This is a genomic window from Pseudomonas sp. GXM4 (assembly GCF_008923895.1).
In the GTDB taxonomy this organism is placed as follows: Bacteria; Pseudomonadota; Gammaproteobacteria; order Pseudomonadales; family Pseudomonadaceae; genus Aquipseudomonas; species Aquipseudomonas atacamensis.
Map to the genome: position 1 here is coordinate 1 of NZ_WBRZ01000174.1, position 12,201 is coordinate 12,201.

The window sequence follows — 12,201 nt, forward strand, 5'->3', positions numbered from 1 at the left end:
CTCAGTGGTCAGCACACCACGACGCACCTGGTCACGCTCGATCGATTCGAACAGAGCCTTGAAGTTGCCCTCGCCGAAACCGTCGTCACCCTTGCGCTGGATGAACTCGAAGAATACCGGGCCCATCAGGGTTTCCGAGAAGATCTGCAGCAGAAGGCGCTTGTCGCCCTGCTCCGAGGCACCGTCGAGCAGAATGCCGCGTGATTGCAGCTGATCGACCGGCTCGCCGTGGTTTGGCAGGCGACCTTCAAGCATTTCGTAGTAGGTATCCGGCGGCGCGGTCATGAAGCGCATGCCGATTTTCTTCAGTTGATCCCAGGTCTTGATCAGGTCGTCGGTGAGGAACGCAACGTGCTGGATGCCCTCGCCGTTGAACTGCATCAGGAACTCTTCGATCTGCCCGGCGCCTTTGGACGACTCTTCGTTGAGCGGGATGCGGATCATGCCATCCGGTGCGGTCATGGCTTTCGAGGTCAGGCCGGTGTACTCGCCTTTGATGTCGAAGTAACGGATTTCACGGAAGTTGAACAGCTTCTCGTAGAAGTTCGCCCAGTAGGCCATGCGACCGCGATAAACGTTGTGGGTCAGGTGATCGATGATCTTCAGGCCGGCGCCAACCGGGTTGCGATCAACACCTTCGATGAACACGAAGTCGATGTCGTAGATCGAGCTGCCTTCGCCGAAACGGTCGATCAGATACAGTGGCGCGCCGCCGATACCTTTGATCGCCGGCAGGTTAAGCTCCATCGGACCGGTTTCGATATGGATCGGCTGAGCGCCGAGTTCGAGTGCGCGGGAATAGGCTTTCTGCGAATCCTTGACGCGAAACGCCATGCCGCAAACGGACGGGCCGTGTTCGGCGGCGAAGTACGAGGCGACGCTGTTGGGTTCGTTATTGAGGATCAGATTGATCGCGCCCTGACGATAGAGGTGCACGTTCTTGGAACGGTGGGTCGCGACTTTGGTGAAGCCCATGATCTCGAAGATCGGCTCCAGCGTGCCGGGAGTCGGCGCTGCGAACTCGATGAACTCAAAGCCCATCAGGCCCATTGGGTTTTCGTATAAATCTGCCATGGTGACGCCTCATCATTTCTTATCAATTAACCAGGGTTATTTGTCAGGAAAGTGATGTAGAGGGAGGCGCACAGGAGATGCCACGCACGCTGCGCGCGAGGAAGTCTCCGTAGATCAGTTGGAACCCGAATATCTTCATTGTCGACCCAAGGCTCTTGCGGGCGAGGCTTCTGCTGCCAGAAGACGATTATTATTGTATGCGTAAATCGATTCTACACAGCGTAACGGGACCTGTCTGCCCTCTGTATAAAATCCGCTTTTTTTCGTACGGCGCAAGAGCCATCTGCGATCTATTCTCCCCTCTGGCTCAATTGTTTATCGGGCCGGACTTCGACGCCACAGGATGTGTCCATGCCGCTGACCCGCAGACCCCGCCGCAAACGCAGGACCCGCATCGTCGTGACTGTGCTCAGCGGTCTGCTGCCGATCGTACTGGGCAGTGGGATTCTTTATATGCAGGCAGAACGCACACTGCAGCAAAGTGCCGGGGAAACGGCCGAACAAGCGCTGCGACAGTTCGATCTGATGCTCGATAACACGGCAGAAGCCGCTCGGGTCTTGCTGCCGCTTGCCGGGAAAAATTGCGAAGAGGTGAAACTGGCCCTGCGCGAACAAGTGACCCGCCGCCCCTTCGTGCGCTCGACCAATCTGGTCTGGGACAACAATCTCTACTGCAGCTCACTCTTCGGGGCGTTCCAGGAAGCCGTCAATGCCGGGGACTATCATCAAGGCAAACTGTGGTTGATGAACGGCAATCCGGTGACGCCTGATACGGCATTGTTGATCTACCGTCTCAGCGACGGTCGCGGTGGCGCACTGACCACACTGGATGGTTATCACTTGAGCAACATCCTGCGCCTGATCGGCCGCCAGACATTACTGACGTTGCAAGTGGGCGATAACTGGCTGTCCGCCGACGGCAAAGTTCATCAGGGATCACTGCCTGCCCCGCCGGTCGCGTACAGCCTGCTGGAATCCGAGCGTTACGGCTTCAAAGTGTCGGCGGGTTTCCCCCAGGGCGAAGTCCGGCGTTACATGGCGGCTGAATATCCTCCGCTGTTCAGTCTGTTGATTTTCTTCGGTGCAATCTCCGGTGCCATTGGCCACTTCGTTCAGAAGCGATCGACCTCGCCCAGCCACGAAATGATGCGCGCACTCGAGGCCGGGGAATTCATTCCTTACTTCCAGCCCGTGGTTCACGGTGACAGCAAGCAGTGGTCGGGCGCTGAAGTGCTGATGCGCTGGAATCACCCGAAAGAGGGGCTGGTACGCCCGGACCTTTTCATTCCATTTGCCGAACACTCAGGCCTGATCGTGCCGATGACCCGCTCACTGATGCAACAGACTGCGGCCCTGCTGGGACCGCACTCTGTGAACTTCGCCAAGCCTTTCCATATCGGCATCAACATCAGCGCCAGCCACTGCCAGGATCTGGAACTGGTCGAGGATTGTCGTGACCTCCTGGCGGCATTTGCGCCAGGCAGCGTCGAACTGGTACTGGAATTGACGGAGCGCGAACTGGTCGAGCCGAGCGACATCACGCTTCAGCTGTTTGAGCAATTGCATGCACTGGGAGTAAAAATCGCAATCGACGACTTTGGTACCGGGCACTCGAGCCTTGGTTATCTGCGCACCTTCAACGTCGACTTTCTAAAGATCGATCAGAGCTTCGTGGCCATGATCGGTGTAGACGCGTTATCGAGGCATATTCTCGACTCCATCATTGAACTGTCGGCCAAACTGGACTTGGGCATTGTTGCCGAAGGTGTCGAAACTCAGGCCCAGGCTGATTACCTGACCGAGCATAACGTTAACTTTTTGCAGGGCTATTTGTACGGTAGACCGATGCCTGGCGCTGATTTCCTCGAAGCATTAACTCATCATTAAATCGCCGACACTGCCCGCCGAACAACCGCACCAAATTGATACAAAAAGTCATTGTTGTTACATGGCGACAACATCAGGATTTACTCTTGTCGCATTAACTACTACAATTTTTTCAACCTGAGCCAGACTGGCAGGTGAGCCAATTATCACCGAGTCGCTTCCAGGCTCTTGGCTTATAGCTTTGTTTGCGGTTGGTATCAGCCAAACACACTATTGGAGTAAAGATATTGTCCAGACTCGCTGAATTTCGCGCAGCTGAAAAGGCCCTTCAGGAACAGCTCAAACAGCTGGAATCGCTGAAGAACGATGCCGGGCTGAAGAAAGAAATCGAATTCGAAGAAAAGCTCCAGGGACTGATGAAAACCTATGGCAAAGGCCTGAAAGACATCATCGCCATCCTTGATCCAAACCCGGCAAAGTCCGGTCTGCAGCAGTCCGCAGCGCCCAAGACCCGCCGCGCCCGCGTGGTCAAGGTTTATCAGAACCCGCACACTGGCGAGCTGATCGAAACCAAGGGCGGCAACCATCGCGGTCTGAAAGCCTGGAAAGAGCAGTACGGTGCAGCCACCGTGGATTCATGGTTGCGCGGTTAATCTGACGCCAACAAAAAGCCCTGCCTGATGCAGGGCTTTTTTATTGACAATATCTAACAAATGAAATGATTTTCATCGAACAAGTTGGAAATTTGTGTAACGCTTCTGAATCATCAGGCTAAACATTTTGCTGCGCGATGTTACCTCGAGCGCTTGATCAAACTATGTGCTTAATCCCTTCCGGTAAGCGAACTGCTGCGAGTTAGTACGAACGTTTATAATTTCAGGCTGTTGCGCGCCGCTTCTATATCGTCGGCGCTCGCCTTATAAACGTCGGCCTGACCGGCATATGAAAGTACGTAAGCCTTGTCTGTTTCCACAGCTGCCACCAACGTTTGTGATAATACGTGTCGACCGTTCTCGGTGACCGTGCAGGTCGTCTCCAGCCCCGACAATGAGCCGAGCGCAGCAGGATGAATTCTGTTGCAGACGCTCTGATAACCACTGCGGAAGAAATCCTTCTGGATCGATTTGCGCATTTCCAGCAGCACGCCTTGCAAATTGACCTGATGCCCCGCCTCCACTTGCGTCATGGTGAACTCCATCACCATTACCTGATTGCCATCAGCATCGAGCTTCACCGCCCGTTGCCGCGAGACTGGCGGCGCGGTTTCCGGCAATGCTTCAACCTCCCAGCCCGTCGGCCAAGTGATACTTGGTTCGGCCATTACGGGTAAAACCACAGCCGACGACAAAGCAAAAAAAACAAACACGGATTTCAACAGTCGGATCATTGCCGGACGCACTCATGGATAGAAAGCAAAGTCTGAGCCCCGCCTTCGCGCAGGGCAAGCCCGCCTTGCATTTGGCGATGCCGGCGGGCATGCGTATCATTGCGCCCATTCACTCGCCCATTGTCATTGGAGGGCCCATGAGCCTCAACGAACTGAACACTTTTCCCGGCGTGACCGCCACGCCAGACAGCGCAACCCGCAACTTCGTGTTCAACCACACCATGCTGCGCGTGAAGGACATCACCAAGTCGCTGGATTTCTACACCCGCGTATTGGGTTTCACGCTGGTCGAGAAGCGCGATTTCCCGGAAGCCGAATTCAGCCTGTACTTCCTCGCGCTGGTCGACAAAGCGCAGATCCCGGCCGACGCCGCCGCGCGTACCGAATGGATGAAATCGATCCCGGGCATTCTCGAACTGACCCACAACCACGGCACCGAAAACGATGCCGACTTCGCCTATCACAACGGCAACACCGACCCGCGCGGTTTCGGCCACATCTGCATCTCAGTGCCGGATATCGTTGCAGCATGTGCACGTTTTGAAGAGCTGGGTTGCGATTTCCAGAAGCGTCTGACCGATGGCCGGATGAAGAGCCTGGCGTTCATCAAGGATCCGGATGGCTACTGGGTCGAAATCATTCAGCCTGCGCCGCTGTAAAAGCTGAAAGCCCCTCACCCTAGCCCTCTCCCAGAGGGAGAGGGGACTGATTGCGGGATGTTGGAGAATTACGCCGACTTGAACGATTGGCGGTGAATCCATAATCGACCGGCTCTCTCAGGTCGATGGATGACTTCAGACACCTCGGTCGGCTCCCTCTCCCTCGGGAGAGGGTTGGGGTGAGGGGTGGCTTTCCACGCGCAATAAAAAACCCATGATCGCTCATGGGTTTTTTAGTTTTCGACCTGGCAGTTACGCCGGGGCCGAAGTCCGGATCAAGTGATCGAACGCACTCAGCGAAGCCTTGGCGCCCTCGCCCACTGCGATCACGATCTGCTTGTACGGCACAGTCGTCACGTCACCCGCTGCGAAGATCCCCGAGATCGAAGTCTCGCCACGATTATCGACAATGATCTCGCCACGCGGCGACAGCTCGATGGTGCCCTTCAGCCAATCGGTGTTCGGCAGCAGACCGATCTGTACGAAGATGCCTTCCAGCTCAACCGTACGCAGCTCATCTGTAGTGCGATCCTTGTAACGCAGACCGTTTACCTTCTCACCATTGCCGGTGACTTCAGTGGTTTGCGCACTGGTGATCACCGTGACGTTCGGCAGGCTGTGCAGCTTGCGCTGCAACACAGCATCGGCGCGCAGTTGTACGTCGAATTCCAGCAACGTTACGTGCGACACGATACCGGCCAGATCGATGGCCGCTTCAACGCCGGAGTTACCGCCGCCGATCACCGCCACGCGCTTGCCTTTGAACAGTGGGCCGTCGCAGTGCGGGCAGTACGCCACGCCCTTGTTGCGGTATTCCTGCTCGCCCGGAACGTTCATTTCGCGCCAGCGTGCGCCGGTGGCGAGAATCACGCTCTTGGCTTTCAGGGTCGCGCCACTGGCGAAGCGGACTTCATGCAGCTCGCCGTTCTTGCCCGGGATCAGCTTGTCGGCGCGTTGCAGGTTCATGATGTCGACGTCGTACTGCTTGACGTGTTCTTCCAGCGCCGTGGCCAGTTTCGGCCCTTCGGTTTCCTGCACGGAAATGAAGTTCTCGATGGCCATGGTATCGAGCACCTGGCCGCCGAAACGCTCAGCCGCGACACCAGTGCGGATGCCTTTACGTGCGGCATAAATAGCCGCCGAAGCACCGGCCGGGCCACCGCCGACGACCAGCACGTCAAAGGCTTCCTTGGCGCTGATTTTCTCGGCCTGACGCTCAATCGCGCCGGTGTCGAGTTTGGCGAGGATCTCCTCCAGGCCCATGCGGCCCTGGCCGAAGTTTTCGCCGTTGAGGTAGATGCTCGGCACGGCCATGATCTTGCGATCGTTGACTTCGTCCTGGAACAGCGCGCCGTCGATGGCGACGTGGCGGATGTTCGGGTTGAGCACGGCCATCAGGTTCAGCGCCTGGACGACGTCCGGGCAGTTTTGGCAAGACAGCGAGAAGTAAGTCTCGAAGCTGAACTCGCCTTTGAGCGAGCGAATCTGCTCGATGACTTCAACGCTGGCCTTCGACGGGTGGCCGCCGACTTGCAGCAGGGCCAGCACCAGCGAGGTGAATTCGTGGCCCATTGGAATACCGGCGAAACGCAGGCTGATGTCGGCTCCAGGGCGATTGATCGAGAACGATGGCTTGCGAACATCGTCACCGCTGTCGATCAGGGTAATTTGGCTCGAAAGACTGGCAACGTCTTTCAGCAGGTCCAGCATTTCACGGGATTTCGCACCGTCGTCGAGGGATGCAACGATCTCGATCGGTTGGGTGACCCGTTCCAGGTACGATTTCAACTGGGCTTTAAGATTGGCGTCCAACATACGGGCGATTTCCTTTATTTGAGGCGAAAAAAAGCCCGAGCGAATCTCGCCCGGGCATTTTTATTGGGCGGTGCAGCTAACTTAAGAAGGTGCGGCGTGCCGCCCTGCGTTGCATGTCACAGACTTAGATCTTGCCGACCAGGTCCAGCGACGGAGCCAGAGTGGCCTCGCCTTCTTTCCACTTGGCCGGGCAAACTTCGCCTGGGTGTGCAGCGACGTACTGAGCAGCCTTGATCTTGCGCAGCAGCTCGGAAGCGTCACGGCCAACGCCGCCATCGTTCAGTTCAACGATTTTGATCTGGCCTTCAGGGTTGATCACGAAGGTGCCACGGTCAGCCAGACCAGCTTCTTCGATCAGTACGTCGAAGTTGCGCGAGATGACGTGGGTCGGGTCGCCGATCATGGTGTATTCGATTTTGCCGATGGCTGGCGAAGTGTTGTGCCAGGCAGCGTGAGCAAAGTGGGTGTCGGTCGAAACGCTGTAGATTTCCACGCCCAGCTTCTTGAACTCAGCGTAGTTGTCGGCCAGGTCTTCCAGCTCGGTTGGGCAAACGAAGGTGAAGTCGGCTGGGTAGAAGAACACTACGGACCACTTGCCTTTCAAGTCAGCATCCGAGACTTGAACGAAGTCGCCGTTTTTGAACGCGGTAGCTTTGAACGGTTTTACTTGGCTGTTGATGATAGGCATCGATGACTCTCCGTCAGGGGTTATGAAGTTGATGGGTGAATCCTACCCACTCACTCGACGGAAGGCTCATTGGCAAACCTGATACTGCTGATTTGTTTTCGCTATTAGCTGACTGTATTAATAGAAGAAAACGATCTCTACGCTTGATCCGGCTTATCCATAATCCGAGCCATTCCCTGGAATGGGCTGACCTCAACATAGCGCATGGCGGATTTCATGTCCTTCCAGCCGACGTAGCTCATCAGCGATTTAAGATCCCAGCCGCTTTGATGCGCCCATGTGGCAAAGCCACGCCGCAGTGAATGGCTGGTGTAGTTGGCGGCGGCAATCCCGGCGCGCTGCAACGCCTGGCGCAGCAGCGGAATGATACTGTTGGCGTGCAAGCCCTCCTCGCTCAGATTGCCCCACCGATCAATGCTGCGGAACACCGCGCCGCGTACCAGCGCAGCCTCTGTAATCCAATCGATATAGGCCTGCACCGGGCACAACTTCAACAGCGCCGGGGCCTGGTAGGTCTGCCCGAGGTTCTCCCGGTCGCCCTTGCTGCGCGGCAGATACAGAGTGATGCCCTTGCCAGCGCTCGCCTGCACATGCTCGATTTGCAAACGGCACAATTCGTCGCTGCGAAAGCCGCGCCAGAAGCCCAACAGAATCAGCGCGCGATCCCGATACGCCTTGAGCAAGGTCGGGCGGTCCTGTTCTTCCCGGGCCGTCTGCGCCTCCTGCTCAAGCCAATCGATCACGCGCTGCAGATCCTGCAGTTGCAGCGGCTCAGCCTGTTTTTCCTGCGCCGGGTGCAAAGCACGAATGCCCTTGAACACCTTGCGCACCACTGGCGCCTTGGTCGGATCGGCAAAGCCCTGACTGTTGTGCCACTGCGCCAGCGCCGACAGGCGCAATTTGAGGGTATTGATCGACAGCACCCCGGCGTGCTCCACCAGATAGCGCGCAACGCTGTCAGCAGTAGCCGGGAGAAATCCGCCCCACGTCACCTCGAAATGCTCAATGGCCATGCGATAGCTACGGCGGGTGTTGTCCCGGGTGGCGGCTTGCAGATATCGATCGATGTCGCTCATGGCAGTTTTCTCGCTTGTGTACGGGTTCGCTCATGCTGGTGCGCATTTTGCCGCCTGACATTGGGTAATACCAGTATATCCCGCGTGTTTTAATTCAAATATTTACCTATATTTTCAGCATGGTACACTGCGTACTTTAGTGGCATGTACCACAGTACGTAACCGTAGGAGTTCTCATGGCCCGTGGCGGCATTACCAAAGCACTGGTGCAAATCGCGCGCACAGCGATCCTGGCTCGCGGCGAACACCCAAGCATCGATGCAGTACGCATCGAAATGGGCAACACCGGCTCGAAAACCACGATCCATCGCTATCTGAAAGAACTGGATGACGGCGCACAACCAGCAGAAGCGCCTGCAGAACCGATCGATGATGAGCTGACCGCCCTCGTCTCTCGCCTCGCCCAGCGTCTGAAAGAACAGGCGCAGGAGCCCATCGAGCAAGCCCGCGAACAGTTCGAAGAGCAACGGGAAGCACTGGAAACCGAACTGAAACAGGTTCGCCAGGCGCTGGAGAAACTCGAACACGACCACGACATTCAAGGCGCCGCGCTGCAACGCGAATCCGAAGCGCTGAGCAACACCCGCTCGATGCTGCAAACCGAACAGACGCGCAATGCCGGCCTCAACCAGGCATTGGCCGATTTCGAATTGCGCTTGCAGGACAAGGACGAACAGATCCGCTCACTGGAAGAAAAACACCTGCACGCCCGCGATGCGCTGGAGCATTACCGTAACGCCACCAAGGAACAGCGCGAGCAGGAACAGGCCCGCCACGAAGGGCAAATCCAGCAGATCCAGGCCGAACTGCGTCAAGCCCAGCAGAGCGCGTTGGTGCGTCAGGATGAGATCACACAGTTGCACCGCGACAACGAACGCCTGCTCACCGAAAACCGTGGCACCCAGCGCGAGCTGAACTTGTTGCAGGATCAGCTCAAGCAGAGCAATCAGCGGCAGGATCAATTGCTCGAGCAGGCGACGCGCATGGACAGCGAGCGCACCCTCCTCCAGGAACGTCTGCGCGTCGCGACGCTGGAAAGCCAGGCGCTCAAGCAGAGCGTCGACGAACAGACGCAGCTCAATCAGTCATTGGAAAAGGAGTTGCTCAAGGCTCAGGCGAGCCTTGAGGACAGCCAGCGTCTGGCGGCTACTGTTGCGGCAGCGCCAGACTCGACCAAAGCGAAAGACGCTTAAGCGCTGACCGGCGTACGCATGGTGACGAACTCTTCGGCGGCCGTCGGGTGCACCCCGATGGTGTCGTCGAAGTCGCGCTTGGTCGCGCCGGCCTTCAAGGCGATCGCCAGACCTTGCACGATCTCGCCAGCGTCCGGGCCGACCATGTGACAGCCAAGCACCTTGTCGGTCTTGGCGTCGACTACCAGCTTCATCAGGGTTTTCTCCTGACAGTCAGTCAGGGTCAGCTTCATCGGCCGGAAGCGACTTTCGAAAATGACCACTTCGTGGCCACAATCGCGCGCTTCTTCTTCGCTCAAACCGACTGTGCCGATGTTCGGCAGGCTGAACACGGCGGTCGGAATCATCTTGTAGTCCACCGGGCGGTATTGCTCCGGCTTGAACAGACGCCGCGCCACAGCCATGCCTTCGGCTAGCGCGACCGGTGTCAGCTGCACGCGACCAATGACGTCGCCCAGCGCCAGAATCGACGGCTCGGTGGTTTGATACTGGTCGTCGACTTTGATGAAGCCCTTGTCGTCAAGTTGCACATCGGTGTTTTCCAGGCCGAGATTGTCCAGCATCGGACGTCGACCGGTGGCGTAGAACACGCAATCGGCTTCGAGTACACGACCATCCTTGAGCGTCGCTTTCAAGCTACCGTCGGCCTGTTTGTCGATGCGTGCGATGTCGGCATTGAATTGCAGGTCGAGGCCGCGCTTGGTCAATTCTTCTTGCAGGTGCTTGCGCACCGACCCATCGAAACCACGCAGGAACAGATCGCCGCGATACAGCAGCGTGGTGTTGGCGCCGAGACCATGGAAAATCCCGGCGAACTCGACGGCGATATAACCGCCGCCAACCACCAGCACACGCTTGGGCAACTCTTTGAGGGAGAACGCCTCGTTCGAACCGATCGCATGCTCATGCCCCGGGATTTCAGGGATCTGCGGCCAGCCCCCGGTGGCGATCAGAATGTTTTTCGCGGTGAAGCGCTCGCCGTTGACCTCAACCTCGTGCGGCCCGACGATTTTCGCGTGCGCCTCGTGCAGGGTCACGCCGCTGTTGACCAGCAGATTGCGATAAATGCCGTTGAGGCGATTGATCTCGCGATCCTTGTTGGCGATCAGCGTGGCCCAGTCGAAGTTGGCCTCGCCCAGGTTCCAGCCGAAACCGGACGCCTGCTCGAAGTCCTCGGCAAAGTGCGCGCCGTAGACCAGCAGCTTTTTCGGCACGCAACCGACGTTGACACAGGTGCCACCCAGGTAACGGCTCTCGGCCACCGCCACTTTCGCCCCGAAGCCGGCGGCAAACCGCGCAGCTCGCACACCGCCGGAACCGGCACCAATCACATAAAGGTCAAAATCGTAGGCCATTTCTATCTCCTCGGCAGGCCATCAGCATACCCGCAGTCATCCATTGGGCAAGCACTGCCATCCATATAAGGGCGGAAAATGAAAAAGCCACCCGAAGGTGGCTTTCTTTTGCAGACGAGGCAGATGCTATTAGTAAGCCTTGCCAGTCTTGTAGAAGTTTTCGAAGCAGAAGTTGGTCGCGTCGATGTAGCCTTCAGCGCCACCGCAGTCGAAACGCTTGCCCTTGAACTTGTAGGCCATCACGCAGCCGTTCTGGGCCTGCTTCATCAGGGCGTCGGTGATCTGGATTTCACCGCCCTTGCCTGGCTCGGTCTGCTCGATCAGGTCGAAGATGTCCGGGGTCAGGATGTAGCGACCGATGATCGCCAGGTTCGACGGCGCGTCTTCCGGCTTTGGCTTCTCGACCATGCTGTGCACGCGGTAGATGTCGTCGCGGATCATTTCGCCAGCGATTACGCCGTACTTGTTGGTTTCCTGCGGATCGACTTCCTGGATAGCGACGATCGAGCAGCGGAACTGCTTGTACAGCTTGACCATCTGGGTCAGCACGCCGTCGCCGTCGATGTTGACGCAAAGGTCGTCCGCCAGAACCACGGCGAACGGTTCGTCACCGATCAGCGGGCGGCCAGTCAGGATCGCGTGACCCAGACCTTTCATTTCGGTCTGCCGGGTGTAAGAGAATGAGCACTCGTCCAACAGCTTGCGGATGCCGACCAGGTACTTTTCCTTGTCGGTGCCCTTGATCTGGTTTTCCAGCTCGTAACTGATGTCGAAGTGGTCTTCCAGAGCACGCTTGCCACGGCCGGTGACGATGGAAATCTCAGTCAGGCCCGCGTCCAGTGCTTCTTCAACGCCGTACTGGATCAGTGGCTTGTTTACCACCGGCAGCATTTCTTTAGGCATGGCTTTGGTCGCTGGGAGGAAGCGAGTGCCGTAACCGGCTGCTGGAAACAAGCATTTCTTGATCATATAAGTCCTTGAAAAGGCTGTGTGTACGAGTTTCGAGGCAGTCTAATCAGGCGGCGTGCGCCTTACAATGCCCCGCGCTGGCTAACCGATGCCAACATAGAGAAATATTCGCGCGGATAGTTCCATCCGGGTATTTCAGCGGCGGAGTCAGAGTAGCT

11 protein-coding genes are annotated in these 12,201 nt (G+C 57.3%); 4 read left to right on the forward strand and 7 right to left on the reverse strand.

Annotated elements, in window-relative coordinates:
- Nucleotides 1-1,074, reverse strand: a 1,074-nt coding sequence (hppD, locus tag F8N49_RS19345) for a 4-hydroxyphenylpyruvate dioxygenase (RefSeq protein WP_016774910.1), incomplete at its 3' end; no start/stop codon positions are given.
- 351 nt (nucleotides 1,075-1,425) lie between these two features.
- Between hppD and F8N49_RS19350 the strand changes: the two genes are divergently transcribed.
- Complete coding sequence (locus tag F8N49_RS19350) at nucleotides 1,426-2,961, forward strand: EAL domain-containing protein (RefSeq protein WP_151552168.1); 1,536 nt, start codon at nucleotides 1,426-1,428, stop codon at nucleotides 2,959-2,961.
- Between the two features lie 227 nt (nucleotides 2,962-3,188).
- Nucleotides 3,189-3,554: a histone-like nucleoid-structuring protein, MvaT/MvaU family gene (locus F8N49_RS19355; protein ID WP_016774912.1), complete on the forward strand. Its 366-nt coding sequence runs from the start codon at nucleotides 3,189-3,191 to the stop codon at nucleotides 3,552-3,554.
- A 215-nt stretch (nucleotides 3,555-3,769) separates the two neighbouring features.
- Here the strand turns inward: F8N49_RS19355 and F8N49_RS19360 are convergent, their stop codons facing one another.
- Entirely contained in the window at nucleotides 3,770-4,288 is a 519-nt protein-coding gene (locus F8N49_RS19360) for a DUF4946 domain-containing protein (protein WP_073476659.1), read from the reverse strand.
- Nucleotides 4,289-4,425: 137 nt separating this feature from the next.
- Between F8N49_RS19360 and gloA the strand changes: the two genes are divergently transcribed.
- Nucleotides 4,426-4,947, forward strand: coding sequence for a lactoylglutathione lyase (gloA, locus tag F8N49_RS19365; RefSeq protein WP_151552170.1), 522 nt, complete (start codon nucleotides 4,426-4,428; stop codon nucleotides 4,945-4,947).
- A gap of 252 nt (nucleotides 4,948-5,199) precedes the next feature.
- Here gloA and ahpF read toward each other — a convergent pair whose 3' ends face one another.
- From ahpF to F8N49_RS19380, 3 genes are all read right to left on the reverse strand, one after another.
- Nucleotides 5,200-6,762 carry an alkyl hydroperoxide reductase subunit F gene (gene ahpF, locus F8N49_RS19370; RefSeq protein WP_130929737.1) on the reverse strand — a complete coding sequence of 521 codons (1,563 nt, stop codon included), beginning with the start codon at nucleotides 6,760-6,762 and terminating at the stop codon, nucleotides 5,200-5,202.
- Between the two features lie 124 nt (nucleotides 6,763-6,886).
- On the reverse strand, nucleotides 6,887-7,450 hold the full coding sequence (gene ahpC, locus F8N49_RS19375) for an alkyl hydroperoxide reductase subunit C (protein ID WP_016774916.1): 564 nt from the start codon (nucleotides 7,448-7,450) through the stop codon (nucleotides 6,887-6,889).
- Nucleotides 7,451-7,587: 137 nt separating this feature from the next.
- Nucleotides 7,588-8,526, reverse strand: coding sequence for a site-specific integrase (locus F8N49_RS19380; RefSeq protein WP_151552172.1), 939 nt, complete (start codon nucleotides 8,524-8,526; stop codon nucleotides 7,588-7,590).
- Nucleotides 8,527-8,702: 176 nt separating this feature from the next.
- On the opposite strand from F8N49_RS19380, the gene F8N49_RS19385 reads away from it, so the two are divergent.
- Nucleotides 8,703-9,719, forward strand: a complete 1,017-nt coding sequence (locus F8N49_RS19385; RefSeq protein ID WP_151552174.1) for a DNA-binding protein — start codon at nucleotides 8,703-8,705, stop codon at nucleotides 9,717-9,719.
- Here the strand turns inward: F8N49_RS19385 and gorA are convergent.
- The gene (gene gorA, locus F8N49_RS19390) at nucleotides 9,716-11,074 is read right to left on the reverse strand and encodes a glutathione-disulfide reductase (protein ID WP_151552176.1); all 1,359 of its coding nucleotides are present in this window, start codon (nucleotides 11,072-11,074) and stop codon (nucleotides 9,716-9,718) included. The two genes, F8N49_RS19385 and gorA, sit on opposite strands and share 4 nt — an antisense overlap.
- Before the next feature lie 129 nt (nucleotides 11,075-11,203).
- On the reverse strand, nucleotides 11,204-12,043 hold the full coding sequence (galU, locus tag F8N49_RS19395) for a UTP--glucose-1-phosphate uridylyltransferase GalU (protein WP_024013124.1): 840 nt from the start codon (nucleotides 12,041-12,043) through the stop codon (nucleotides 11,204-11,206).
- Nucleotides 12,044-12,201: the final 158 nt, after the last annotated feature.

Coding starts and splice junctions, on each gene's coding strand:
- galU (WP_024013124.1), bottom strand. CDS start 12,043: ATGATCAAGAAATGCTTGTTTCCAGCAGCCGGTTACGGCACTCGCTTC.
- gloA (WP_151552170.1), top strand. CDS start 4,426: ATGAGCCTCAACGAACTGAACACTTTTCCCGGCGTGACCGCCACGCCA.
- F8N49_RS19360 (WP_073476659.1), bottom strand. CDS start 4,288: ATGATCCGACTGTTGAAATCCGTGTTTGTTTTTTTTGCTTTGTCGTCG.
- gorA (WP_151552176.1), bottom strand. CDS start 11,074: ATGGCCTACGATTTTGACCTTTATGTGATTGGTGCCGGTTCCGGCGGT.
- ahpC (WP_016774916.1), bottom strand. CDS start 7,450: ATGCCTATCATCAACAGCCAAGTAAAACCGTTCAAAGCTACCGCGTTC.
- F8N49_RS19350 (WP_151552168.1), top strand. CDS start 1,426: ATGCCGCTGACCCGCAGACCCCGCCGCAAACGCAGGACCCGCATCGTC.
- F8N49_RS19385 (WP_151552174.1), top strand. CDS start 8,703: ATGGCCCGTGGCGGCATTACCAAAGCACTGGTGCAAATCGCGCGCACA.
- ahpF (WP_130929737.1), bottom strand. CDS start 6,762: ATGTTGGACGCCAATCTTAAAGCCCAGTTGAAATCGTACCTGGAACGG.
- F8N49_RS19380 (WP_151552172.1), bottom strand. CDS start 8,526: ATGAGCGACATCGATCGATATCTGCAAGCCGCCACCCGGGACAACACC.